A 24,390-nucleotide genomic window follows, 5' to 3' on the forward strand; every position below is an offset into this window, starting at 1 on the left:
ATGAAGTTTCACCTTTTCTTTTTAACGATTACGATTCAAAAAGAAACAATATCTCAAAATGAATTAAAACAAGAAAGACAATATAAACAAGTTATTAATGAAATTCGAGATCGTAGAAGCAAATACTACACTCACCTTTAATCGTTTAACTATATAGAATTGAAAGGAGTCGATTTTGATGTTGATAGCGTGCTGTAAGGAAATGATTTGGATAGTTCAGAGGGATTCCACATAGTTTTATAGAGCCTTATATCACACAAGTTCATCACTGAATTTGATGTATAAAAAATATATAATAAAATCAAATCAACCCACTTTTAATTATTTTTTATAAACAAAAGATACACCACTTAAAAAGCGGTGTATCTTTCTCAGGTTTTACTATTTCCGATTACTTCTCTTCGTCTTAAACAATCTCACTAAGTTCGAAACAACTGTTTTTGTTACTGCATAAACTGGTACTGCTAAAATCATTCCGATGATTCCAGCAAAGTTACCTACCCCTAAAATTAGGATAATAATTGTTAATGGGTGAATGTTTAATTTCGAGCTCATAATACGTGGTGAAATAATATTACTTTCAAACTGTTGTACAATTGTTACGATAATAATTACGTACAATGCTTGCATCGGAGATACGAACAGTCCTACAATAACAGCTGGCGCTGCCCCAATAAATGGACCTAAGTTAGGAATGATGTTTGTAAATGCTGCAATAATTCCTAAAACGAAAGCGTACGGTAAATCGATAATTAAATAACCGATAAATGTAAACGCACCTACAAATATACAAACGAGCGCTTGTCCTTGAATATATGCAGATAATGTTTCGTTCGTTTCCTTAATGATACGAAGCCCCTCTTCACGGTAAGACTCTGGTAATAAACTTACCGCTTTTCCTGGAAAGGCATGTCCATCTTTAAACATGTAAAATAAAATGAACGGTACAGTAAATACAACTAATGCAACGTTCGTGATAATACCAAATAAAGCCGTTGCACTCGACGTAATTGTATTTGGTATATCTTTTAAGTATTCAATTGCATTTTTTTCAATTGTTTCAATGGAAACGTAGTTTTGTGTAGATAACCATTCAAACAACCTATGATGTGATAATTCTTGTATGTATACTTTTCCCTCTTTTATGTAGCCTGGCATATTTTTTACTAAGTCCATTAGCTGTTGTGAAATCGTAGGAACAACTACTCCAACGCCAACCGCAGTTAATGTTATGATAAAAAGATATAACAGTAATATCGCTAAATTTCTAGGTACTTTTTTATTCTCCAAAAAGATTAATACAGGATTAAATATGAAGTATAAAAAAAGCGCGATTAAGATTGGGAAAAATAATGTTGATATGAAGATACCAATCGGTTGAAATAAAAATGATATTTTTGTGCAAATAAATATGATTCCTACAACCATTAGCACTTCTAATGTCCAAAAGTGCACTTTTGATTTCAAAAAAACGGCCTCCTTTAAACTAGCACTTCTCTTCATTGTACCAAAATAAGTATGAATTTCACATAATATTTTCCTTTACAATATTCCAAAATACCGATAAATACACTACAATGAGATTACATACAAATTTGCAGGTAAAGGTGATAAAAATGACACAATGCATCATTTGCAGAAAAGATACGAAAGAACTTAGTGAACAATATGTCATTCCAGAAATATTATGTGGATATTATTTCACAAACTCAATTTGTGATACTTGTCATGAACAAATGACAACAAATATTGATCGTCCTTTAATTAGGCATAAATTGAGTCAATTTAAGATTGAACAAATGAAAAGACAAATTGATTCCCCACTCTATACGAATGAGCACGGTGAGGAACTTGCGGCTGCTGAGACTGATGTTGTCGAAGTAAGCGACGAGATTCTTTATTCTAATGCATTAATTATGAAACTATGTAAAAAGCACGATATTTCCTTACATAATGAAATTTGGAAAGAGGAACGTGTAACGAAAGTAGCGAGTTCTATTCAACGTGAATTACTATTAGATAACCGTAAATATAAAATGAGTGTATTAAAAATGGCTTATACATTCGCTGTACAAGCAGTTGACGGCTACTTTGAAGATCAAGATGCAATTGATATTTCTACCATTCTCTCCAATGCAGATTTCGTGGAACTAAAAGAAAAAAGCATTGTACGTGATTTAAGCAAAAGTTCTTTATGGAATACGCTAAATACAAGTAGTGAAAATCATTACTTTATTTTACTTAGCGATAAAGACGGCCTGTTTTGCTTCATTCGTTTGTTTGACATCTTTGATGTTGTCGTTCATTTATCAGAAAAAAGATTTGACCTTCCATCGCCGATTGTCGGTGTAAATAATGTGAATACGCAGAAATTTTATGTCCAAAGTTTAAAACAGTATATGGATGGGCTGTTTAAAGAAAAAGCACCTACTATATAACAGAAACCAGAACATACGGTCTCCTTTCTTGATGAAAAGACACTGTGTTATAATGAGTATGAAAAGAACAATACAATCACATAAACCAATTATAAATTGTATATAAATAAAAAAGACTAATGTGCGGCTACACACTAGTCCACGTAACTTAGCAGATTGGATTGTTCATTTATCCTATTTGTTTCTTACAAACAAAACAACCCACATTCTATAAGCATAGGTGGGTTGTTATTTTTTGAGCTTGTCTATTAAAACGACGACGAACGTTAACAATGCAACGAGAAACAGTCCACCTTGCAGTAGCAACGCTATTTCACTCACGTATTATCACCCCCCTCCTACTCGGAGAAGTGATAATTGAACAACCAACCGCACCTTAAGTTACCCTTTAATTTTACCATATTTTCTAATAATTTACGATGAAAACCCGCAAGCGAATAACTTGCGGGTTTTTTATCCCGTATTAACAGGCAGTAAACAAAATAAAGCAATAAATAGGTGAAACTTTATTTCTCACTATTTTTTTAATGCATATGCATCAGCAATCATTTCACCAACCATTTTATTTTCTTCTTTCTTCTCGTTTTTCAATAATGGGAATAACAATTCTGCCACTTCATACGCTTCTTCTAAATGCGGATATCCTGATAAAACAAACGTATCAATTCCTAACGATTCATATTCTTTTATCCTTTCTGCTACTGTATGTGGATTGCCTACAAGTGCAGTACCTGCCCCACCTCTTACAAGTCCGATTCCAGCCCATAAATTAGGGCTTATCTCTAACGACTCTCTCGTACCTTTATTTAAATGTGTCATCCTCTTTTGACCAACCGAATCATATCTTGCAAATGTCTTTTGAGCAAGCTCAATTGTTTCATTATCCACATATTGAATTAAACGTTCTGCCTCTTCCCACGCTTCTTCTTCTGTTTCTCTTACAATTACGTGTAATCTAATGCCAAATCGTACTGTACGCCCCTTCTCTTCTGCAAGTTTTCTTACTTCTTCTATTTTCTCTTTCACTTGCTCTGGTGGCTCTCCCCACGTTAAATATACATCACTATGTTCAGCTGCTACTTCTTTTCCAGCAGCTGATGATCCTCCGAAATATATAGGAGGATATGGTGTTTGAACTGGCGGGAATACAACTTTACTATCTGTAACTTGAATATGTTTTCCTTCTAAAGAGATCGTTTCACCTTGCAATGTCGATTTCCAAACTTTTAAAAATTCATCCGCTGCTTCATATCTTTCATCATGCTCAAGATATAATCCATCTCCTTGTAGTTCAACTGGATCTCCTCCAGCTACTACATTAATAAGTAGTCTCCCATCTGAAATTCTATCAAATGTAGATGCCATCCTCGCTGCAACTGTAGGTGACATTAGTCCTGGTCTCACTGCTACTAAAAATTTTAGTTTTTCTGTTTCAGCAGCAAGAGCTGAAGCTAACACCCAAGGGTCTTCACATCCTTGACCAGTTGGAAGTAAAACACCCGTATATCCTAAATAATCAGCTGCCGCAGCAACTTGCTTATAATAACCATATTCAGCTGCTCTTCCTCGTTTTGTCGTTCCTAAATATCGACCATCTCCATAAGCCGGAATAAACCATAATAATTCCATACCTTTACACACCCCTTATTTATTTTGAAACGTATACTAACAAATTCTATATAAATTACCCCTAATAATTTATATGTTAATTCCTAGTCTCACCTTTAAAATTATCTCGCCATCTTAAAAACTTCACTTCTAATAAACGTACTAGAGAGTCAGAAAACTTCCCAACAAATGCAAAGATAATTATGCCGACAAATACGATATCTGTATTTGAAAATTGCCTTGCATCCATAATCATATAACCAATACCTTCTGTAGATCCCATAAGTTCTGCTACTACTAAACTCACCCATGCAATACCTAACGATAACCTTGCTCCTAGTAAAAGGTTAGGCAATGCAGATGGTAAAATTAGTTTCGTAATTAGTTTTCTTTTGCTAAACTCTAACACTCTCGCAACATCAAATAACTTTGAATCCACACCTCTAATACCTAAAAATGCGTTTACGTATAAAGGAAAAAATGCACCATCTGCAATTAATAGCACTTTCGATGTTTCACCAAAACCGAACCATAATACGAAAAGCGGCGCAACAGCTAAATGAGGTACAGTTCTTAACATTTGCACAGATGGGTCTAAATATTGCTCACTTCTCGTTGAAAATCCAACAATTGTTCCTAAAATGATTCCTAAGCCCCCACCAATAAAGAAACCAGCCGCAGCCCTGAATACACTAATACTTAAATGGCCGAATAACTCTCCTGTTTTAATAAGCTCTTGGAAAGCTAGAAAAATATCTAATGGTGTTGGTAAAACTGTTTTAGAAACAAGACCGAATACGCCAGCCAACTGCCAAATTATTAATATAATAACCGGTATAGTAATCGCCCTTACTAAAACTTTTACATTTAACTTTCGTACCTTCTTTATGCCATTTTTCTTAATCGTTATACTCGCTGGTTTCATAACAGCTTTCGTATTTTCCACTTTACAAAACCTCTTTTCACTTCGCTTTCAATGCTTTTTCTACGAAAGAATTATCTACAACTTTTTCCGTCTTAATTTCTTTCTTTATAGAACCGAGCTTATATTGAAAATCCGCTGTCTTTTGTTGTTCTGCTATTATTTCCTTCGTTACCGGAACTAAAATTGGTTTGTCGTGATTAAACACTTCTTTTACAATCTCTTCATCTATCTTTTTTACAGAAGTGTACACTTTTATTGCTTCATCTAAGTTAGCCTCTTGCCATACACGTGCTTTCTCATAAACTTTGAGGAATTTCTCAACTAATTCTGGATGTTCTTTCGCAAATTTTGTCCTCGTAATTAAAAATTCTGGTGAAGAGACATTTAATGTTTCACCGTCTGCAATCACCTTCGCACCTTTATTTAACGTATGTAATGATATGAAAGGGTCCCAAATCGCCCATGCATCTACTGATCCTGATTCGAATGCAGGCTGCGCTTCATCTGGTTGTAATTGAATGACATTTACATCTTTTGCATCAATACCTTCTTTATCAAGCGCTCTATATAATAAATTAAAGGCACTACTTCCTTTTGCTACTGCAATTTTTTTACCTTTTAAATCTTTTACACTCGCAATCTTGCTATCTTTTTGAACGAGAATTCCAGTTCCTTTTCTCGCATAACTTGTATTGGCGATTTCGGTAAATCCAATACCTGCTGCTTGCGCTGAAATGACTGGAGAATTCCCTACTTCACCAAAGTCTAACCGGTTTGATGCGATTGCTTCAAAATAAGGAGGTCCACTTTGGAACTCTGTCCATTTCACTTTAACTCCTTCTTTTTTAAACTCCTCTTCAAACCATCCCTTTTTCTTTGCTAGTAATAGCGGGCTTAATCCTTGCTGTATACCAATTTGTATTGTTACATCTTCTTTCTTACTACTTACTGTACTTTTTTCACATCCTAATAAAAATACTGATATAGCTAAAGCAAAAGAAAGAATTTTAAATTTTTTATACATATAAAATCACCCTTTTCCTATATACTTGTTTGAATCAACCCTCCATATTCAAACTGCTGTAATACTTTCGTTCGAAGTTGTTGGAACGATTGAGAAGTTTTATTTCGCGGATAAGGCAAATTATTTTCAATCACTTTATGTATTTTCCCTGGTTTTGCACTCATAATGATAATTCGGTTTGAAAGATATATCGCTTCGTCTATATCATGTGTAACGAATATCATTGTTGTTTTCTTCTGCTCCCAAATATTCAGCAATACTTCTTGTAAATGACTTCGAGTAAAAGCATCCAGCGCTCCAAAAGGTTCATCAAGTAATAATACATTCGGATCTCTTAATAACGCTCTCGCTATCGCAACACGTTGTGACATCCCGCCTGAAATTTCTTTCGGATACGATTTTTCAAAGCCATCTAACCGAACGATTTCAACCCATTCTCTCACCTTATCTTTCACATACTTATCTTTTAACGACAAATCTGCCGCTATATTTTCTTCAACTGTTAACCATGGAAAAAGCCTATGCTCTTGAAAAATAAAACCTTGTTTCTTGCTCGTTTTTAAGATAGGCTCCCCGTCAATAATAACTTCACCTTCAAAATCATTATCTAGACCTGCAACAATTTTTAGTAATGTACTTTTTCCGCACCCACTCGGACCAATTACTGTAACAAAATCCCCTTTCTCTAATTGAAAATTAATATTCTCTAATACTTGAACAGTACCAGTTTGTTTCAAAAAATATTTTGATACCCCATCAATTGAAACAGTCATTTCTTCTCCTCCTTAAAATGATTCATATAAATGAACAGATTCAGTATTTGTGCAATAAAAAAACCAAAGGCATTTTATCAACAGATAAAATGCCTTTGGTTTCTCCAATCAGCAATACGTTATGGAATTAAGTACATATTATACAAATATTTCCGATAAGTCAACTAGGTTTTAGCGAACATTATTTATTTTTAAAGATATCAGCAGTCCCTTTTATTATTTTTGGAAAGAACGTTTTAATTGTATCCGTTAATAAATGAAGAGCTTCGTTCACATAACCACCTTCGAAATTTCCTAATGGTTCTGGTAATTCATCCTCATCTAATAGGAAGTATTCTCCATTTGGAAGTACCATAATATCGATGATTAAATCTTCGAAGGAAACCACTTCTCCTTTTATTTGTGTGTTTTTTACGATATTAAAATAGGAACCTAAATACTTCCCTTTTATATCTCTCCATACGTATAAATTGTACGGACGATCTTTCCAATAATATGCGATTGTATAACTTCCTTTTGGGATTGTTAACTTAGTATCTTTTGCAGTCATTGTAAATGAATACTGCACCTCGTGAAATAAAACGATACTTTGTGATTGCTTTTCAAGTAATAAACAATTGTGATCTACTATTGTTGAGTTATACCGGATTTTTCTTTCTATAATTTCACTTTTCGATGTAAGTAACTTATTCATTATTTTGTTTCCCCTCATACTAGTTCTATCCTCAATTATATACTTCTTTATATAATGATTTATACAAGTACACAAGAAAAACTCCTTCTTATTTAGAAAGAGTTTTTCACTATCCATGTTTCATATTTTTTCACTTCTAACGGAAACTCATTTGTTTTTATGTAACTAACAGCACTATTACTCATGTTTTAACTTTTCCTTAACCGCATCATAAAATTTTCGTTCTTCATCAACATTTAAGTGCACACGACTTACTGTTTTAGAAAATCCATATAACAACTGTGCTTTCACTGGCTCTTTTAATGTTATTTCAAAAGTAGCAGGTTCTTTTATGAACTCCATAACAGTTGCATCCAATACCTGTTTCCCTTCTTTTGCCGTTAGCAATTCATCCTTGCAAAACGCAATATTATCAATTTGTGTAAATGGTATAACAATTTTCTTTCCTAATCCAATTTGAATGATTACTTGTTCTTCTGTTACGATAAGTGGATTTTTACGCATCGCTTGTATTTCAGCTATAAAATAAATCATCGCGTATACATTTAAAATAAGTAAAATCCATGCTATTACTGGATTCCACTGGTGTAGCAAATAATGAAAACCAATACTTTCTATTAAGGTCGCATGGATGATCATGATATATACACCTATTGCACCAGTCTTTTTGTGATATGAGTATACGTATTCACCTTCTGGTACTTTTTCACGCCACGATAAAAATGCATAATAGATTAACTTACACTCCGTTACAATGATATCTATTAATTTATTTCTTTTCATAGTAGCGTCAAACGCAGCATCAATTGCATAAGAAAATGAAGAGTACTCACTTTTATATTCTTTATATTTTTTTATTATGGTAGGAAGCTTTCTAACAATTTTATATAGAAGGAATAACTCTAAACATACAAAAGCAATTTCTCCTGCAACTATAATATAAGAAACGTATGAAAAATCTTGTAAATAGTCACTTGGAATAATAAATCTTGCAAAAATATAACCAGCTATTACAACAGGAACTATATACGTTAACGAGTACCTTTTTCGAATAATGAAGAAATACGTGATGATTGGAATGACAAACATGCAATCTAATAATGACCCAAGTACAACTTCTTTCGGCGCAGCTGGTACTATTGGAAGAGCATACAATAAATAGTTTGATAGCATAATTAAAGAGACGAGTCCAATCCAAATACCTTTTCGCCTTCGCGATAGTGTAACATTCATACGTTCACTCCTTTATTTAAAAACCTCATTTAAGTGGTCTTTATAAAATGAAATGGCACGTTCAAATTCTTTTACTTCCTCTACTTTCACGACAGTTTCAAGTAATAATTTCATCGCTGACTCGTGATCGTTTACGTTATATTTTGCTAATGATAAAAATACTTTCATCGGATCGTTCTCTGGGAATTTTTTCACCCCAGCTTCTAATACTGTAATTGCCTTTTCATATTCCCCTATACAACGATATGTACTTCCTAGACCAATATAAGCACCGCAAAGGGATTCGCCATCAAGTCCATTTGCGATTGCCTGCTCATAATACGGAACTGCTTCTGTTTCTAGCCCCATTACATCATGTATCCACGCACACTGATACAGTACTTCTGCATCCTTTGTAAAGTTTGTTAATCCTATAAGCATCTCTTTAGACTGCGCATATTTCTTTTCGTTTCTAAGTTTAATAGCTTGCTTTAATAAATGTTCCATAGAATCCACTCCTCACCAATTATTCTGTGTATAGCTCTTGGTTGATATACGCTTCACATTCGTGTAAAAGTAAAATTCCCACCAATTAAAGTTTCGCTTACTTATTACTATGCGGATTCATTCTTATCTAAAAACTTAATTTTAAAAAGCAGTGACACGATTACATAATACCTCTAAGCTTTTGACAATTTCTTTCGCTGTTTCATCTTTCCCATTACACAACTTCCCTTTACCATCTTGTCCAATTACATAATGCACAGCTCCGCGCGAATATAAAGAATGTGGTGAATTCGCAATCATTACATTCGCCCTTGCTTCTTTCATTCTATTTTTCGCTCTTTCAAACAGTTCTTCTTCATTTAAATCACTTTCAAGTTTAAAACCAATAAGTACTGTTTCTGGGTCCCATTCTTTTATTTGTTTTAATACTTTTGGAGCCTTTTGAAAGTGAATAATCGGTGCAATATCACTTGAAATTTTTCCGTTCATATTAAGAACATTACCATCTTGATCACAGATCTTCTCCACAATCCAATCTGATCCAGCCGCTGCCATAATAACCGCATCAACCTTTTCATGTGTGATGATACTTTTCATTTTATCTTGTAAATCAACAATCCCTTCAAATGGATGTAATTCTAACCCTCTATGTACATCGCTCGGTTTCTCCGCAAAATAACCGTGTAAATATATAACATGTGCCCCTTTAGCTAGAAGTTCTTCTGCGATTATCCTTCCGATTGTACCTTTAGCCATATTCGTATGCCCGCGTACTTGATCCCATTTTTCTAGACAACCACCGCTCGTAATTAATACCTTTTTCCCTTTCATTGTAACCATCCCTTACTAATTTTTCTTACGAAACCATTCTGTTCCAAAGTCAACTATATCACGCTGTTTCATTAGACGACACGTTGCATTCCCTATCTTCCCATTTTTTACAGTTCCTTTTCGCTCAAACTCAACACCAATTTCTACAAACTTCTCAGATTCGTAATCCATTTCAACAAACTCTTTCCACACTCTTTCACCGTTTTCTATAATAGGTGCTCCTACTTGTATTAACTCACATGCACCAGTACGCACCTCGGATAAATGAACAGACGTATTTGAATCATATCCAACACCAATTAATAATACGTACCCGTCTAAATCGTATATTTTTCTTAATGGAGATTCTTCTCCAAAGCTCATTGATAATGAATGGTTCATTGTTATTTCTACTGCATGTTTTCCCCATGCAGCAAAACTTCCTAACGGATGATTACTACGTACTACATTCGGATATGTACGAAAACATTCAACTATTTCACCCATTCCCCTTGTTGGGGTTATACGTGAATCAAATGCAGGGACGTTATCTCGGATAATTTGCCACCAGTCTTCCGGTACAGGTGGTCTTGACCAATGTTTCGGATCAGACAAATCCGAAGATTGCGTTGGCATTATTATCGTTCCTTCTTCCGTAACAACTTTCATTAATGCTTCTACTACAGCAACCGCACCACCAGATATCCATCCGATAGAACTTAGTGATGAATGAACGATAATTGTCATTCCTTTTTCGATTCCTAATGCTTTTAAATCTTTTGTTATTGTTTCGATTGTATTTGGAAATTTTGTACTTGCTACTATATCATTCATTTTCATATTGGTTCCCCCACTAGCCATGTAAATTTAAACTTTTATATAAATATATTATCATATTTTTCTTAATTTTTAACTTAATCATATTCATTACTACAAAAATATGTATATTATTATACTGAAGACTCAAAACTCTATTAAAATCGTAGATAATGATGAACGAGAGTTTTTTGAAATGAAGAAAAATGTAGATCTTATTTTTTCAGACTATACTCCATATGCATATTTTTATACTATTTTTCCAAATAACAATGAAATCTTTCGATTTCCTTATATTTTTCTCCTAAACTTTTAACTCGAAAACCAATTCTTTTATAAAATTCTACCGCCCCATCGTCTGTCTCTGCTTCTATATAAGTCAATTGATATATTCTTACAACCTCTTTAATCATTTGCAGTGCAATTCCTTTTTGACGATAATCTGGATCCACTGCTATATGACATACTCGTGCTTTAGTTGCTCCGATTACTTCTATACCTATACAAGCTTTTTCTTCATATTTGTACAAAGTCCCTTTATTATTTTGATAAAGTAATACTGCTTTCTTTAAGCTTATTTCATTTGGACCGACGGCATATTGTAGCACATTTAATATTGAATCTTTTTCAAGTTGTTCAACAAGTTGTAAATTCATACTTTCATCCCTTTCTACGAAAAAATACTAGCTCTTAATAAAAAGAGCTAGTCTCATTACGCCGTTATTTTTTCTTCTTTTTTTACAACGACAGCTACATAACTATGAAGTATCATCCCAATAATAACGAGACTCATACCAATCCAAGATAATGATGACGGAATTGGTGCAGATAACCAGATCAGCTCTCCTACTAGCGCAAATAAAACTTCACCAGACTGCGTCGCTTCCACTGTTGCTAGTTTTTGTGGATCATCTTTCACAAGATCTGTTGCAAAGAAAAATAATACTGTCGCGATTAACCCCGAACTAACTGCTACAATAAAACATTGAAAAACTTGGCTACTTGACGGTAATCCGCCAGTTGATACTTCGTAACCAGATAATAAAAACCAAAATGGTAAACTTGCTAATGTCATACCGAGTACTCGCTGAAATACATCTAATTCCCCTTTACAAACTTGCATCATTTTTCGATTTCCAAGAGGATACGCAAATGCTGCAATAAGTACAGGAACTACACATAAAACGGTTTCACGAATACCTAATGAAGAAGCATGTTCTACTTGCATGAGAACAACACCGAATAAAATAATACCCGACATAACTAATTCCTTCATCGGAAGTTTTTTATGTAGTGGATCCACCGCAAAAAATGGTGTTAACAAAATCCCTGCAACGATTGTAATTTGCCATGTTGATGCAACAAGCCAACCTGGTCCGAACGCTCCAGCAAAACTAAGCGGTGCATAAAAGAGACCAAATCCAACGATACTCCATACTAACCATTCTTTCGGATTGTTTTTCATATATTGAAAGAGTTGCTTTAAGTTCCCTCTATACATAACAATAAGTAATAGCATTGGAACCATAAAATAATACCGTAATGATGCACTCCAAATCCAGCTTCCACCTTCTAAGTCCATTGCCCGGTTTAAAACAAAGGTAAAGGCAAAGAAAAATGATGCCAGTATTCCTATAACAATTGCTTTCATTGTAAAACCCCTTGTTTAGTTTCTCCCTAATACTATACAACAAAATAAATATAATTAAAATTCACAATCTTTAACTTGTATGTAATCTAGCTCTATATAATTTCCTCAATCGACTTATATGTGCTTGATGATATCGATTATGATCTGCTATATGCCAAATTCCCCATCTTATAGTCGCAGTTTCCCCTTTTTCATACAAAACTTCCCGCGTTAAATCAGTTTCTGTTAGTTTCATACATTCTTCATGAAACAATTTTTGCACTGCTTCATAATCTTGCATTAACTCTTGCAACGTGTATTTTCTTAAACTCGGCATTTCTCCTACTTCATTCAACATAGGACCATATTTATTTTCAAATGTTGTTGGAACATCTTCTCCCTTGAAACGATACACCCAATGTAAATCGACAACTGCTAAATGCTGAAGTAACTGCCCAATACTATTTTCATTATTTTCAGACCCTTTATAGGATAGTTCGTTCTCTTCAGTACCTTCTACTAACCTTTGCAATCTATTAAACGTATCAGCAACCGTCGCATACAAAATCGCTACTTGAAGGTCCATATTTCTTTCTAAATGGAGATCTTTCATGCTAAACTTCCTCTCTTAAAAGAACAACACCATATGTTCATCATCACTATACACACCATTCATTTTTATAGCCCTTTTTTCAATTCCGTACGTTTTAAATCCCATTGATTCATATAATCGTTTGGCTGGTTCGTTCGTTGACACAACCCCTAAATTCAATTGCTCTAGCTTCATCTCTTTTGCCCTTTCAATTGCTTTACGTATTAAATCACGTGCAAGACCACTTCTTCGATTTTCAGTATCTACATACATTGCAACGATATGCCCTTTATGCTTATATGCGTCCTTTTCTTCTGTTAATAAAGTAACAACCCCAACTAAACGATTTTCATTATTAAAAGCACCAAATGTAAAACTACTGTTGGATGAAAGATTACTAGCAACGCGTTCAAGAGGGTTTTCTTGACGTACTGCTTCTTCATAAGTCGTTACAAATGCTTCTGGATTTACTTGTAGTGCTTGTAAACGTAACTCCCAATATTGTTTTGCATCCGCTTTTGTAAGTAATCGAATCATTTTATCTTCCCCTTTTTAATTGACATAATATTTTTATAGGTTATTATTTTTTGATTCATACTCTTCTTTTAATATACTGTAACGATAGCGATGAATGAACTTTCCCTGTCTCAATCGATCATTTCTCATTAACCCTTCGCATACAAATCCGGCATTTTCATAACTCTTTTTAGCTTGTGTATTATCTTCATCTACACGTAACCAAATTTTCTCCAATTCAAACTGGGAAAAACCTATTTGTAACATGCTGTTTAGAGCTGCCATTCCAAATCCTTTCCCCCAATAGTCTTTATTTCCAATCGCAATTCCTAGTTCAGCATTTTTATTTGTTTTATCAAAATTTTTAAGGTCTACCCATCCAATATGTATACCTTTCTCAGTAACGATCGCCCTTTGTTCATAACCATTTTTTCGGCTTATACAAGCTTCAACCCAGTTTCTCGTATCTCCACGAGTGAACGGAGGATGTTGATCTGGTACGACTAAATGCTTTGTTACATCTCTATCTAATGACCATTGATAGCGATCTTCTACATCATCTAGTGTCAATTCTCTTAATTGAACATATGGTACATTCATTTTTCTCTCCTCTTTTTATTTACCAATAGAAAATCCTTCGAACACTCTTCCACCATACTGTTCTAACGTCTTTTCTATAAAATGAATTAATTCATTTTTCTCTCCCGTTTTATAAAAATGATCAAAAGCCGCTACAAATTTGTTTGCATATTGCCCATCATATCTTCTTAGCACTCTAATAAACCATTTTGAACTCCCAAGCCACCTACCATTTACTCTTAATACATATTCATGTACTAAATCCGCTAATAAATTAGCGATAAACAATTCTTCTTCTCTTTTTGTTGCACCAATAAAGTCATCTAAAATATCCGTAATAAAATATCGCTTCTGCTTAATCGTTTCTTCGGTCCATTTAGCTGGTCCTTTATGTAGTAAATCATTCGCTTCTTTTTTTAATTTCTCAACAATTTCCTTTTCCCCTTTTAATGCAACCCCTTCTGAAACTAATTGTGGTAACGACGGTCTCCCTCGATCACAATCCATTTTGAAAAAGGTTTTATATGTTGTAAAATTATGAACAAACACCTCAACAGGCCATCCATTACTATAGAAAGATTCTCTATAACAAGAAGTTAAACTTTGGTCAACTATTACAATATCAAGATCAGATGTTTTTGTCGCTTCTCCTCGTGCAACGCTTCCACCGAGTAAAGCTACATCACAATTCGGAAATTGTGATGTAATTATGCTTTGTGCTGCTTCAATGGGTTTCATAGCCGTTCCTCTTTTCTTATTTCATTTTCTTTTTTTCAGCTCTTTCTCTCGCTTTTTTTATATAGCTTTCTGCATCTGGTGTTTTACATGATGTTGTACCGTGATCAACCTCTACTTTTCCAATTTCACGTGCAATTTCAATCGCTTGTCGCTCTAAGTCTTCATTACGAATTCCTATTGCGATTAAAGCACTATTCATCGCTTCTTTTTTTCTATTTTTTTCATTATGTATATTTTCTTTAATCTCTTCTAAGTATGGAGAGAAGAAATCATCATGTAACGCTTTATTTTTAATCGATATATTTGCTAATAAAGACCAGCCAGCTCTTCCAATCCATTCATCATTAGACTTTGTCCACTCTTTCATTCTTTCTATTGCAATTGGCGAAGTACATATAGATGTCATAAAAACATCCATTAAACAGTAATAATCAACATCCTGAACCCAACTATTAAGCTGTTCTGCTGTTATATTCTTCGGGTCTAAAATATAAGTTGCTAATGTCATCGCGTCCATATTTTTTGTTTCCCACAATTCAACTGCTAAATCGTGATCTTTTTTTATTTTCTTTTTTAACAATTTTAGATTCGCAAAACTAACTCCGAATAATGGCTCTTTCGCTCCGTGGTTTTTATACGTTTTTCGATTTTGTTCTGTTCCATATTCCTCTAGTTGCTGGATTACTTCTTCAAGTAACATATACCCACCTCTTTATCTTTTATGTTGACTGTATATATGTATGTACGATATATTCTACATTACTTTTTGTTTTTCCTATATTTATTTTTAAAATACGGTATGTGAAATTTCTAAACATTGCACAGCTATACCATTAAAAAACTGTACATGTTAAACATACAGTTTTTTGATGGTATCAATTTTGCGTAGAATAAGATATAAACTACGAAAGAACTTTTAATGGTCCTCTCAATCACCTATTTTTTCAACTAAATTTTTTACATCTGACCACTCTTCTATTGACCCTGCGTCCGGAAAAACTGTAACTACATTAAAATTCGCACCTTTTTCTTTCCCAATTTGTTTAGCTGCTAATAAATTCGCTGCCGCAGAAGTTCCTATTTTTATACCAGTATCTTTGTAAAAACGTGCCATTTCATACAGGGTATCTTCATATGAATAAGTCCATTGTTTTTCTATCAAATTTTCTTCCTGTTCTATGAAATATTGTTTCCTTCCTAAGCCGAACCCACCTGATCCAGCATATTTCTTTAAATCATTTGGTGGTTGTTCCGAACCATAAGGCAATTCAGCAGGCATTACTAAATGTAGTTCAACATTTTTTGTATAATTCTTTATTGCTGTATAGACTCCCATTAGAGTCCCACCAGTACCAGCAGATGCTACCCATGCATGTATTGGTTTTCCATTCATTTGTGCAATAATTTCTCGCCCTGTACCTTCTATATGACTTACTAGATTTGCATTATTATAATGTTGGAATAAAAAGTATAATTCTGGCTTTTGTTTGCTAATCTCTATTGTTTTCTCAATTACTGCGTAGAACCCTTTACATTTATCAACTAAGATTACGTTAGCACCATAACGATCAAGTTCATTTAATAGAAATTTACCGGTTCCAGAACTTAAAACTAACGTGCATTGAATCCCTAAATAATTACAAATACACCCAATTGACCTCGCTAAGCTTCCACCACTATACTCTAAAATATTTTGTTTTTTGTCCGCTTCTTGTAAATATTTATTAATCATTCCAAGTGCTGCCCTATCCTTAATTGACCCTGTAGGGTTATGCCATTCACATTTAGCATAGATAGAAAGATCCTTCGTTTCTTCGCATTTTAATTTCATGAGAGGTGTATTTCCAACATGTTTAGAAAACTCTTCAAAATGGTTTACTATCATACTTTTATACCTCCTTCATAAATTATGTTTATTACATTTGTTCTTAGCCAAAATACTTTCTACATTTTAATAACTCTCTCAATAAGATCTTCTTATATAAAAATCCCTACAAACACTGTAGGGATTTATGTCTAAATTATTTTGTTACACTCTATTTCATATGAAAATAGTTTCTTTATTCAGATGCATTCATAAGCACAATTCTCCAACCATCTGGATCCTCTATTGTGGTTCCTTTCTCTATCCAATACGGGTTTTCTGGTTCCACCTCATGATAGCCCATATTACTTAATCGATTCACTATCTTTTCAATTTCATCTTTATTAGGCATATAAAAAACTAGTAAATTATCTTTTGTCGGTGCCGGACATGGACTTCCATTAACATGTGTAGTAAACTCCAAATGATACTCTTCATCTGGTAAGCCAAACATAACCCCATCATATCCTTCATGATTGTGAAATTCCCCTATACGTTTTAAACCTAATCCTGTTTCATAAAAATTTATCACTTCTTCAAATTTATCTGTTGGTCTTGCAATTCTAAATTGAACCCAATTCTTCATGCAAATCTCCTCCTTTTCATTTTCCAAAGCTTTATAGTAATTAGTATAGGTTACATATATTCCCTTTAACATCCCTCATTAGTGTGAACTTCCTAAGTTAAAAGACCTATTAGTTAATAAACAATAGGACTTTAGTATAAAATTCATATAAAATTAGTTATATAAATGTAGAGATGAATTACAAGCTATTACGTATGAAATAGTTCTCCTTGCAGGGCCTTTATATACCGATCAGCAGATCTTTGTACAGCTTTATTCGCATCTTCCACCACACCATGAAATGCATTATATAGTCGACTAAATTGGATATCTTTTACCTTCTCTGCCATATCTCTAACTTTATTCGCTGGTAATGGAATGAGATTGGGATAACTATACATAAAACTTACCCATTTTCGATCCGAAACTACTTGTATAATATCACCTGATAACAAAATGCCTTTCCCTTCATTACCGTCTTTCCAATGTATAACAGTTCCCCCCTTAAAATGGCCTCCTAAGCGATGCAATGTAAGTTCTTCCGATAATATCAGATGCTCCCCAGACCAAAATTTAATTTGCTTACTCGGACGAACCACCCACTCTTTATCATCTTCATGAATATAAATAGGTACATTGAATGTTTCCGCCCATTTAACTTGTGTAGAGTAATAATGTGGATGAGAAAGTGCTATTGCTTGAATACCACCTAAATCATATATACGTTGTATCGTTTTATCATCTAAATAACTAATGCAATCCCACATAACATTTAGAGTTTTACTTTGTATTAAAAATGCTGTTTGTCCAATCGCAAATTTAGGTTTAGTAGTAATGCTATACAAACCGCTTTCTTCTTTTATTATTTCGTTTTTGTATAAATTGCTATTTTGCATCGTTTCTAATGTTGTCCATGACTGCCCAATTGGATTAACATATTGTCTTTCCTCATTACAAATTTTACAGCGAGAAGGTGCTTCTTCATTTTCGGGATACTGTACTCCACATGTAGTGCAAATATAATTATCCATATTCCCACTCCTTTTTTCATGTAATTGTTTCTTTACCAATATTTTAATAAAAAACAAAAATATTCGAATCAATAATTGGAACGAAAATGAAATGATACGAAAGTATGATTAGTCTCCTTTCGTTTTAAGACTTTAGCCTAAGTACTATATTTTTCATTTCTTCTTTCTGTGAAAGTGGCATATCGTTTTTAATAGAAATTCCAAGTAAATTAAACTTTTACCCATTAAATAAGTGAATACATCTTTTCAAAATAAATGAACCTATTCATAGATTTCGTCACACCTTTGACACAGTTGCACTAAGCGATACACATTAGGGGTATAGTATATTTAAAGTAACGATAAAAGAATATTCAATAATTTTATCTTCCTTATCGTTACTAGATTCAATTCGTAACAAATAAAGGAGAGGTTTTAATGGAAATCGTTATTATGCTCTATGATGGAATTACTGCATTAGATGCTATTGGTCCATACGAAGTATTTGCTGCAGAAAGCAACAACAACATAAAATTTGTTGCTAAAACGAAGGGATTAATAAAATTAGATTCGAAAATGGGCTATTTACATGCTGATTACAATTTTAATGAAATTACTTCAGCAGATATTCTTATTATTCCCGGATGTCGTCCACCAAACTTTACACAACTTATGAAGGATGAAGAAACTCTTAATTGGATTCTCCAAATACATAAAACGACAAAGTGGACTACAACTGTATGTACAGGCTCCTTAATCTTAGGTGCTACTGGTCTACTAAATGGTGTTAATGCTACTAGTCATTGGAGCTGTTTTAACTTACTTCGTTCTCTCGGAGCTATTCCAACTGAAGAGAGATTCGTGCGCCATGAAAAAATTATAACAGCTGCTGGTGTATCTGCAGGTATTGATATGGCCCTTCAGTTAATAGCTTGGGAATTTGGAGATGAAAAAAGCAAAGCAGTTCAACTCATGTTAGAATACGACCCTCAGCCTCCCTTTGATACAGGTTCTCCTAAAAAAGCGCATGCATCCTTATTAGAAGATTTAAATTTGATGATTGAAAGTTTAAATAATAAAGTTTAAATTCATCCTATTTTTCAAAACTGCAATTGATATAAAATCTTGCATACTTTTGAGTAAACTTTTTTACACTTGTAAAAAAGTTTTTTTGCATTTCCCTACCTATAATTGCTAATATAGTAGAGTAGAACTTTTATAGAGAGAAGGAAAATTATGCACAATGGAATTCGAATGACAACTTTAGTAAAAAGGGCTATGTTAGTTTGTGCGGGGGTATTATTCACATACGAAGCGGCTTTGGGATCAGTACATACTGCTCTAGCTAGTACAGAGGATGAAGCAAAATCTGTTCAACTTGTAAGTGAGATTCAAACATCTCTTGCTCCGAAAGAAGCTCCTAAACATTATAACGGGCAAGTTAGAAAAGTCGCTTATTTAACATTTGATGATGGTCCTGGAAAATACACAGCTGAGCTTTTAGATATGTTAAAGAAAGAAAATGCAAAAGCAACATTCTTCCTAATTGGTTCAAACGTAAAAGCTTTCCCTGATCTTGTAAAACGCGAAGATGCTGAAGGCCACTACGTTGGGATGCACAGTATGACTCATAACTACAAGAAACTTTACACAGAAGGTCATTACGTAGATGAAATGAAGGAAGACCAAGGCTTAATCGCTGGTGTTTTAGGTAAATCACCAGTATTAACTCGTCCATCTTACGGCTCTATGCCAGGATTAAACGAAGCTCTTCGCAACAAAGTTGTAGAAAATGGCTTAAAAGTTTGGGATTGGACAATTGATTCTTTAGACTGGAAATACAACAAAATGCAAGTTGATGCTGCATCTGCTAAAATTGTAGAGAACGTGTTACATGGTGCTACAAATCCAACAGAAGTTATCCTTATGCATGATATTCATCCACAATCAGTAAAAGCAGTACCTGGAATTATTAAAGGACTGAAAGAAAAAGGATATGAATTAGAAGCATATAATGAGAACGAACATTTCCCATTAAACTTCTGGCATGATAATCGTATGTAATGAAAAGACTTGATTCCCTTTAGCTGGGAATCAAGTCTTTTTGTCGTTTTGGGAATTACTCCTCGTATATTCGACTCAAATTCCCCCTTCTCTAATATCAATAAAAATTCAAAATCACATGTTATACTAAAATTTAGTTTAAATAAGTAGGTGCCATATGATCGTATATACAGTACAAACTGAAGAAGCTTGGAAACAATTTAAGAAACTTGGTTATTTAGAAGGTAATAAAGAATTCATCGATCCAGACGATTTATATTCATATGACTGGATGGTGCGCGTTGCTAAAACAAGATTGCCTCATTACGAAGGTAACTATCCTATTTGGGTCTGGGAAGCAAATAATTACCCAAATCGAAATCATAAAGCTTGGGGTAGAACAAATTCAAAAATGGTAATTTTAACACTAGATGTACCGAAAGAATGGGTACTATGGAGCTATTTTGACTATTGGTGCTGCGCTATGACTGATGGATCAATATATTTACATACAAAAATAAGTGTACTTTAGATGAATGGTATACATATATGGATAAAAAATACGAGATAATATTTGATTTCGATTATTTATTATCTCATCCTGATTGGTGTCTAGGTAAAGAGGATTCGTTAGAAAAACAAGGTGTTATCGGCAACATCCCCCTTTCCTTCGTAAAAAAAGTAAGGCGTTTTCGCGCTAAGGAAGATACATCTATTAATGAAATCAGAAGTGATAACTGGGATAGTAGAAAAGAAAACCGTATTAAAAAGATGAATCGAAAATTAAGAAAAAGAATCGAAAAACAAAAAAGATTGCAAAAGCGACTTATACGAAATTAAAACAGATTTATCAAAATATAGTAAGAAGTTATGGATTGAATATAAAATTTCAACCCTTTTTATATTATCAACACTTTAGCACATATTAACCATAAGGAGTGATATGTATATGGAGTTTCTCTCATCTGAATATTTGTCTGCCTTGCTTGCCATCATTGTAATCGATTTAGTGTTAGCCGGAGATAATGCCATCGTAATTGGATTAGCAGCAAGAAGATTACCGAAAGACCAACAAAAAAAAGTTATTATATGGGGTACTGTCGGGGCAATCGCTATTAGAGCCCTCGCTACCTTAGTTGTCGTTTGGTTATTAAAAATACCTGGTTTACTCCTAATTGGCGGTATACTTCTTATATGGATCGCTTACAAGTTGATTGCTGAGGGCAAAAATCATGATATTAAAGCCGAAGAAGGATTTTGGTCTGCTATTAAAACCATTATTATCGCTGATGCGTTAATGGGCATTGATAATGTACTCGCTGTTGCAGGAGCTGCCCATGGTAACTTTTCTTTAGTAATCATTGGTCTATTAGTTTCTATTCCTGTAGTCGTATGGGGCAGTACATTGATTTTAAAATGGGTGGATCGTTTTCCTGTCATCATTACGATTGGAGCAGCCGTTTTAGCTTATACTGCTGCAAAAATGATTGTAGATGAGAAATGGTTTGCTGGATTTTTCGAAAGTAACCCTTTCATTAAATGGGCATTTATCATTATTATCATCGTCGGTGTAGTTTTCTTCGGAAAGGCAAAACAAAAAGCAACAGCTAGTTCTGTCTAATAATGATGGTATATTTACAAATAAAAAGCGCTATTCATATGAATAGCGCTTTTTATTATTTATTTAGCTTCCCCTTCCGGAGTCGTTTTTACCTTCGTTTTGTTTTTATCACGATTGTTATAGTTATACTTCGAACGATCTACTGGAGTGAATCCTTCCGGTGTGTAGAATCGTAATAAGTCACCATTTACGACTTGGTCAGAGTATTTTAGTGAGTTTTGAACCATTTGTTCATTTTTCTTTATTTCATCTGTAAATTCTACAGGTTTTCCAGTTGTTGTATCATAGTATTTGCCGTTCAGTGCAGTAACAGTTGGGCTTACGTAGTTACCGTTACGGAACGCAACGACTTGTTTATGCTCTGGTGATAATAAATCTGAACCGAATTGAACATAGTTTTTCGTATCTGTACCTAGTAAGTGTAATAACGTAGGAAGAACGTCAATTTCACCGCCATATTGATGTTGTACGCCACCTTTCACTCCTGGTACACGAACGATTAAAGGCACACGTTGTAACTGTGCATTTTCAAATGAGTTCATTTCTTTACCCATTACTTTTGACATTGCTGCGTTATGATTATCTGAAATACCGTAATGGTCTCCGTACATAACGATAATTGAGTTATCATATAAACCAGATTGTTTCAAGTAATCGATGAAACCTTTTACAGATTCATCTAAATAGCGTGCTGTTTGGAAGTACGTATCTACTGATGAATCGCCTGTTGTCGCTGGTTCAATCGTTGCTTCTGCCTTATCGATTGGATAAGGGAAATGGTTCGATAACGTAATAAACTTCGTATAGAACGGTTGTTTCAACGTTTGTAATAACGGAATAGATTCATTAAAGAACGGTTTATCTTTTAATCCGTAGTTTACTACATCTTTTTCATTCATATCATAGTATGACGCATCAAAGAATTTATTAAAACCAAATGATTTATAAATATCGTCACGGTTCCAGAATGTTTTGTAGTTACCGTGGAATACTGCTGATGTGTATCCTTGTTGTCCTAAAATAGCTGGTGCTGATTGATACGTATTATGAGATTTCGTTGTAAAGACAGAACCTTGCGGTAAACCAAACATTGAATTCTCTAACATAAACTCCGCATCAGATGTTTTCCCTTGTCCTGTTTGATGGAAGAAGTTATCAAAGTATAGTGTATTCGCATCTTTTGTAAATGAGTTTAAGAACGGTGTAACTTCTTGACCATTTAATTTGTAATCGATTAAGAAGTTTTGGAATGACTCTAAATGAATATAAATTACGTTCATTCCCTTTCCTTTACCGAAATACTCAGGATTTGGACTTGCATAAGTTGATGTTAAATAATTTCTTACTTCTGTCATATTATCCCCATCAGCTAATGCTCGTTCTGTTGATGCTTTCGCACTTTGAATACCATCGTAAATTGTGTAGTTGTATGCCCCTAAATATTTCACAATATAATTTCTATCGAATGTTCTTGTTAATAATTCAGGACGGTCGGATTCTGCAAGACCTAAGTTAACACTGAATAATAAAATACCTGCTACAAATACTAGAGATAATTTATGCTTCGCAACACGAATTGGTTTTGGATTTGCGAATTTTGTTGCGACTAACACAATTAATATAATCGTGTCTAGGAAGTATAGTGGATCATAAAGATGTAGCAACGCAAGAATACTACCACCTAAATCTCCAAAGTTATTCGTTTGTGTTAATGTCGGGAACGTAATAAAGTCACTGAAAAAGCGATAGTATACTACGTTTGCGTATAAAAGAATCGACAATAACAAGTTGATAACGATTAACCAAATATAAGATCGTTTCCCTTTTGCAAATAATGCAAGTCCTAAAAATAGAACTGCTGAACTAAGCGGGTTGAAAAACAGCAAGAATTTTTGGATTGTGTTTGAAATTCCTAAATTAAATTCCGTTACATAAGCGGCATATGTTTTGAGCCACAATAAAATAACGGCAAACAGAAAGAATCCAAAATGATTGCTTAACACACTTTTGCTCTTTAATAAGAACTGTTTCATTTCTCCACCTCTTTTAATCATCCAAGGCTTATTTTTTATAAGTCTGTCTCTCTATTCAAATTTTCTTCTTCAAATAGATTATCTTTATTTAACTATATGAAGAATATTAGTAATTATAATTTGAAGCTAGTATTTATTCAACTATTTCTTTTTAAACATTTTGACCTTGGTTTCTATTTAACAAAATACATTTGTAACATTTCCTGTTTTCTCCCAAGATTCATCCACTAATTATGACATCCCATACTATATACCTTTATAAACTCATTCGCAAACTATTCTATCTCCAATTTTGGTACATATTTCACATGAAAAAATAATGTTATTTAATTATATTGCTCACCTTACATTCCCCTGCTTCAACTAAATCTTAAAGTCATTACATCTCTTCC

The 24,390-nt window shown here is 33.7% G+C and carries 27 protein-coding genes and 1 pseudogene; 6 read left to right on the plus strand and 22 right to left on the minus strand.

Annotation, left to right across the window (positions count from 1 at the left end; translation table 11 throughout):
- The gene (locus tag DOS87_RS15535; RefSeq protein ID WP_000668498.1) at nucleotides 1–141 is read left to right on the plus strand and encodes a YrzI family small protein; all 141 of its coding nucleotides are present in this window, start codon (nucleotides 1–3) and stop codon (nucleotides 139–141) included.
- Nucleotides 142–381: 240 nt separating this feature from the next.
- Here the strand turns inward: DOS87_RS15535 and DOS87_RS15540 are convergent, their stop codons facing one another.
- The gene (locus DOS87_RS15540; protein ID WP_000837892.1) at nucleotides 382–1,467 is read right to left on the minus strand and encodes an AI-2E family transporter; all 1,086 of its coding nucleotides are present in this window, start codon (nucleotides 1,465–1,467) and stop codon (nucleotides 382–384) included.
- A 149-nt stretch (nucleotides 1,468–1,616) separates the two neighbouring features.
- Between DOS87_RS15540 and DOS87_RS15545 the strand changes: the two genes are divergently transcribed.
- Nucleotides 1,617–2,438, plus strand: coding sequence for an HNH endonuclease (locus DOS87_RS15545; protein ID WP_000189714.1), 822 nt, complete (start codon nucleotides 1,617–1,619; stop codon nucleotides 2,436–2,438).
- Between the two features lie 228 nt (nucleotides 2,439–2,666).
- On the opposite strand, the gene DOS87_RS29885 is transcribed toward DOS87_RS15545, so the two are convergent.
- The 20 genes from DOS87_RS29885 to DOS87_RS15640 all read right to left on the minus strand — a co-directional run bounded on the left by DOS87_RS29885 (nucleotide 2,667) and on the right by DOS87_RS15640 (nucleotide 18,322).
- Nucleotides 2,667–2,759 (minus strand): putative holin-like toxin, encoded by a 93-nt coding sequence (locus DOS87_RS29885; protein ID WP_001289320.1) that lies wholly within the window; start codon nucleotides 2,757–2,759, stop codon nucleotides 2,667–2,669.
- 195 nt (nucleotides 2,760–2,954) lie between these two features.
- Nucleotides 2,955–4,067, minus strand: coding sequence for an FMNH2-dependent alkanesulfonate monooxygenase (gene ssuD, locus DOS87_RS15550; RefSeq protein WP_000422253.1), 1,113 nt, complete (start codon nucleotides 4,065–4,067; stop codon nucleotides 2,955–2,957).
- A 76-nt stretch (nucleotides 4,068–4,143) separates the two neighbouring features.
- Nucleotides 4,144–4,992 (minus strand): ABC transporter permease, encoded by an 849-nt coding sequence (locus DOS87_RS15555; RefSeq protein WP_208730013.1) that lies wholly within the window; start codon nucleotides 4,990–4,992, stop codon nucleotides 4,144–4,146.
- A gap of 16 nt (nucleotides 4,993–5,008) precedes the next feature.
- Complete coding sequence (locus tag DOS87_RS15560) at nucleotides 5,009–5,995, minus strand: aliphatic sulfonate ABC transporter substrate-binding protein (RefSeq protein ID WP_000276915.1); 987 nt, start codon at nucleotides 5,993–5,995, stop codon at nucleotides 5,009–5,011.
- A gap of 17 nt (nucleotides 5,996–6,012) precedes the next feature.
- A complete protein-coding gene (locus DOS87_RS15565; protein ID WP_000218578.1) occupies nucleotides 6,013–6,768 on the minus strand; it encodes an ABC transporter ATP-binding protein in 756 nt (251 codons plus the stop codon).
- Between the two features lie 181 nt (nucleotides 6,769–6,949).
- Nucleotides 6,950–7,462 (minus strand): ribonuclease FAU-1 family protein, encoded by a 513-nt coding sequence (locus DOS87_RS15570; RefSeq protein ID WP_071714209.1) that lies wholly within the window; start codon nucleotides 7,460–7,462, stop codon nucleotides 6,950–6,952.
- Between the two features lie 177 nt (nucleotides 7,463–7,639).
- Nucleotides 7,640–8,695, minus strand: a complete 1,056-nt coding sequence (locus DOS87_RS15575; protein ID WP_097853373.1) for a hypothetical protein — start codon at nucleotides 8,693–8,695, stop codon at nucleotides 7,640–7,642.
- Nucleotides 8,696–8,707: 12 nt separating this feature from the next.
- A complete protein-coding gene (locus DOS87_RS15580) occupies nucleotides 8,708–9,181 on the minus strand; it encodes a tetratricopeptide repeat protein (RefSeq protein WP_000400637.1) in 474 nt (157 codons plus the stop codon).
- A gap of 141 nt (nucleotides 9,182–9,322) precedes the next feature.
- A complete protein-coding gene (locus DOS87_RS15585; protein ID WP_000676727.1) occupies nucleotides 9,323–10,012 on the minus strand; it encodes a phosphopantothenoylcysteine decarboxylase domain-containing protein in 690 nt (229 codons plus the stop codon).
- Nucleotides 10,013–10,027: 15 nt separating this feature from the next.
- The gene (locus DOS87_RS15590) at nucleotides 10,028–10,825 is read right to left on the minus strand and encodes an AAC(3) family N-acetyltransferase (RefSeq protein ID WP_127726076.1); all 798 of its coding nucleotides are present in this window, start codon (nucleotides 10,823–10,825) and stop codon (nucleotides 10,028–10,030) included.
- A 236-nt stretch (nucleotides 10,826–11,061) separates the two neighbouring features.
- Nucleotides 11,062–11,463, minus strand: a complete 402-nt coding sequence (locus tag DOS87_RS15595; RefSeq protein WP_001053229.1) for a GNAT family N-acetyltransferase — start codon at nucleotides 11,461–11,463, stop codon at nucleotides 11,062–11,064.
- 56 nt (nucleotides 11,464–11,519) lie between these two features.
- The gene (locus DOS87_RS15600) at nucleotides 11,520–12,458 is read right to left on the minus strand and encodes a DMT family transporter (RefSeq protein ID WP_000644594.1); all 939 of its coding nucleotides are present in this window, start codon (nucleotides 12,456–12,458) and stop codon (nucleotides 11,520–11,522) included.
- 70 nt (nucleotides 12,459–12,528) lie between these two features.
- Nucleotides 12,529–13,050, minus strand: a complete 522-nt coding sequence (locus DOS87_RS15605; RefSeq protein ID WP_000653847.1) for a DinB family protein — start codon at nucleotides 13,048–13,050, stop codon at nucleotides 12,529–12,531.
- A 15-nt stretch (nucleotides 13,051–13,065) separates the two neighbouring features.
- Complete coding sequence (locus DOS87_RS15610) at nucleotides 13,066–13,566, minus strand: GNAT family N-acetyltransferase (RefSeq protein WP_000620322.1); 501 nt, start codon at nucleotides 13,564–13,566, stop codon at nucleotides 13,066–13,068.
- 33 nt (nucleotides 13,567–13,599) lie between these two features.
- Nucleotides 13,600–14,145 (minus strand): GNAT family N-acetyltransferase, encoded by a 546-nt coding sequence (locus DOS87_RS15615; protein ID WP_071714205.1) that lies wholly within the window; start codon nucleotides 14,143–14,145, stop codon nucleotides 13,600–13,602.
- Nucleotides 14,146–14,160: 15 nt separating this feature from the next.
- Nucleotides 14,161–14,862, minus strand: a complete 702-nt coding sequence (locus DOS87_RS15620; RefSeq protein ID WP_071714204.1) for a nucleotidyltransferase domain-containing protein — start codon at nucleotides 14,860–14,862, stop codon at nucleotides 14,161–14,163.
- A 16-nt stretch (nucleotides 14,863–14,878) separates the two neighbouring features.
- Nucleotides 14,879–15,562 (minus strand): DNA alkylation repair protein, encoded by a 684-nt coding sequence (locus tag DOS87_RS15625; RefSeq protein WP_071714203.1) that lies wholly within the window; start codon nucleotides 15,560–15,562, stop codon nucleotides 14,879–14,881.
- 228 nt (nucleotides 15,563–15,790) lie between these two features.
- The gene (locus DOS87_RS15630) at nucleotides 15,791–16,747 is read right to left on the minus strand and encodes a PLP-dependent cysteine synthase family protein (RefSeq protein WP_208730014.1); all 957 of its coding nucleotides are present in this window, start codon (nucleotides 16,745–16,747) and stop codon (nucleotides 15,791–15,793) included.
- Between the two features lie 175 nt (nucleotides 16,748–16,922).
- The gene (locus tag DOS87_RS15635) at nucleotides 16,923–17,312 is read right to left on the minus strand and encodes a VOC family protein (RefSeq protein WP_000800663.1); all 390 of its coding nucleotides are present in this window, start codon (nucleotides 17,310–17,312) and stop codon (nucleotides 16,923–16,925) included.
- Nucleotides 17,313–17,500: 188 nt separating this feature from the next.
- Complete coding sequence (locus tag DOS87_RS15640; RefSeq protein ID WP_000371021.1) at nucleotides 17,501–18,322, minus strand: MBL fold metallo-hydrolase; 822 nt, start codon at nucleotides 18,320–18,322, stop codon at nucleotides 17,501–17,503.
- 417 nt (nucleotides 18,323–18,739) lie between these two features.
- Here DOS87_RS15640 and DOS87_RS15645 point away from each other — a divergent pair, with 417 nt between their 5' ends.
- The 4 genes and pseudogenes from DOS87_RS15645 (at nucleotide 18,740) to DOS87_RS15660 (ending at nucleotide 21,965) form a co-directional block, all read left to right on the plus strand.
- Complete coding sequence (locus DOS87_RS15645; RefSeq protein WP_000407025.1) at nucleotides 18,740–19,387, plus strand: DJ-1/PfpI family protein; 648 nt, start codon at nucleotides 18,740–18,742, stop codon at nucleotides 19,385–19,387.
- Nucleotides 19,388–19,537: 150 nt separating this feature from the next.
- The gene (locus DOS87_RS15650; RefSeq protein ID WP_000551449.1) at nucleotides 19,538–20,365 is read left to right on the plus strand and encodes a peptidoglycan-N-acetylglucosamine deacetylase; all 828 of its coding nucleotides are present in this window, start codon (nucleotides 19,538–19,540) and stop codon (nucleotides 20,363–20,365) included.
- Between the two features lie 157 nt (nucleotides 20,366–20,522).
- Nucleotides 20,523–21,184: pseudogene (locus tag DOS87_RS15655) on the plus strand (DUF3841 domain-containing protein).
- Between the two features lie 109 nt (nucleotides 21,185–21,293).
- Nucleotides 21,294–21,965 (plus strand): TerC family protein, encoded by a 672-nt coding sequence (locus DOS87_RS15660; protein ID WP_000395169.1) that lies wholly within the window; start codon nucleotides 21,294–21,296, stop codon nucleotides 21,963–21,965.
- 59 nt (nucleotides 21,966–22,024) lie between these two features.
- On the opposite strand, the gene DOS87_RS15665 is transcribed toward DOS87_RS15660, so the two are convergent.
- Entirely contained in the window at nucleotides 22,025–23,998 is a 1,974-nt protein-coding gene (locus tag DOS87_RS15665; protein ID WP_029442622.1) for a lipoteichoic acid synthase, read from the minus strand.
- Nucleotides 23,999–24,390: the final 392 nt, after the last annotated feature.

The sequence above is a fragment of the Bacillus sp. CR71 genome (assembly GCF_003429245.1).
GTDB lineage: Bacteria > Bacillota > Bacilli > Bacillales > Bacillaceae_G > Bacillus_A > Bacillus_A thuringiensis_S.

Excerpts from the sequence above, each read along its gene's own strand:
- DOS87_RS15580 (WP_000400637.1), bottom strand. The coding sequence starts at position 9,181 with ATGGAACATTTATTAAAGCAAGCTATTAAACTTAGAAACGAAAAGAAA.
- DOS87_RS15600 (WP_000644594.1), bottom strand. The coding sequence starts at position 12,458 with ATGAAAGCAATTGTTATAGGAATACTGGCATCATTTTTCTTTGCCTTT.
- DOS87_RS15640 (WP_000371021.1), bottom strand. The coding sequence starts at position 18,322 with ATGGATAATTATATTTGCACTACATGTGGAGTACAGTATCCCGAAAAT.
- ssuD (WP_000422253.1), bottom strand. The coding sequence starts at position 4,067 with ATGGAATTATTATGGTTTATTCCGGCTTATGGAGATGGTCGATATTTA.
- DOS87_RS15570 (WP_071714209.1), bottom strand. The coding sequence starts at position 7,462 with ATGAATAAGTTACTTACATCGAAAAGTGAAATTATAGAAAGAAAAATC.
- DOS87_RS15560 (WP_000276915.1), bottom strand. The coding sequence starts at position 5,995 with ATGTATAAAAAATTTAAAATTCTTTCTTTTGCTTTAGCTATATCAGTA.
- DOS87_RS15595 (WP_001053229.1), bottom strand. The coding sequence starts at position 11,463 with ATGAATTTACAACTTGTTGAACAACTTGAAAAAGATTCAATATTAAAT.
- DOS87_RS15610 (WP_000620322.1), bottom strand. The coding sequence starts at position 13,566 with ATGATTCGATTACTTACAAAAGCGGATGCAAAACAATATTGGGAGTTA.
- DOS87_RS15605 (WP_000653847.1), bottom strand. The coding sequence starts at position 13,050 with ATGAAAGATCTCCATTTAGAAAGAAATATGGACCTTCAAGTAGCGATT.
- DOS87_RS15650 (WP_000551449.1), top strand. The coding sequence starts at position 19,538 with ATGCACAATGGAATTCGAATGACAACTTTAGTAAAAAGGGCTATGTTA.
- DOS87_RS15535 (WP_000668498.1), top strand. The coding sequence starts at position 1 with ATGAAGTTTCACCTTTTCTTTTTAACGATTACGATTCAAAAAGAAACA.
- DOS87_RS15665 (WP_029442622.1), bottom strand. The coding sequence starts at position 23,998 with ATGAAACAGTTCTTATTAAAGAGCAAAAGTGTGTTAAGCAATCATTTT.
- DOS87_RS15660 (WP_000395169.1), top strand. The coding sequence starts at position 21,294 with ATGGAGTTTCTCTCATCTGAATATTTGTCTGCCTTGCTTGCCATCATT.
- DOS87_RS15565 (WP_000218578.1), bottom strand. The coding sequence starts at position 6,768 with ATGACTGTTTCAATTGATGGGGTATCAAAATATTTTTTGAAACAAACT.
- DOS87_RS15645 (WP_000407025.1), top strand. The coding sequence starts at position 18,740 with ATGGAAATCGTTATTATGCTCTATGATGGAATTACTGCATTAGATGCT.
- DOS87_RS15585 (WP_000676727.1), bottom strand. The coding sequence starts at position 10,012 with ATGAAAGGGAAAAAGGTATTAATTACGAGCGGTGGTTGTCTAGAAAAA.
- DOS87_RS15590 (WP_127726076.1), bottom strand. The coding sequence starts at position 10,825 with ATGAATGATATAGTAGCAAGTACAAAATTTCCAAATACAATCGAAACA.
- DOS87_RS15575 (WP_097853373.1), bottom strand. The coding sequence starts at position 8,695 with ATGAATGTTACACTATCGCGAAGGCGAAAAGGTATTTGGATTGGACTC.
- DOS87_RS15615 (WP_071714205.1), bottom strand. The coding sequence starts at position 14,145 with ATGAATGTACCATATGTTCAATTAAGAGAATTGACACTAGATGATGTA.
- DOS87_RS15630 (WP_208730014.1), bottom strand. The coding sequence starts at position 16,747 with ATGATAGTAAACCATTTTGAAGAGTTTTCTAAACATGTTGGAAATACA.
- DOS87_RS15625 (WP_071714203.1), bottom strand. The coding sequence starts at position 15,562 with ATGTTACTTGAAGAAGTAATCCAGCAACTAGAGGAATATGGAACAGAA.
- DOS87_RS15635 (WP_000800663.1), bottom strand. The coding sequence starts at position 17,312 with ATGAAGAATTGGGTTCAATTTAGAATTGCAAGACCAACAGATAAATTT.
- DOS87_RS15545 (WP_000189714.1), top strand. The coding sequence starts at position 1,617 with ATGACACAATGCATCATTTGCAGAAAAGATACGAAAGAACTTAGTGAA.
- DOS87_RS15620 (WP_071714204.1), bottom strand. The coding sequence starts at position 14,862 with ATGAAACCCATTGAAGCAGCACAAAGCATAATTACATCACAATTTCCG.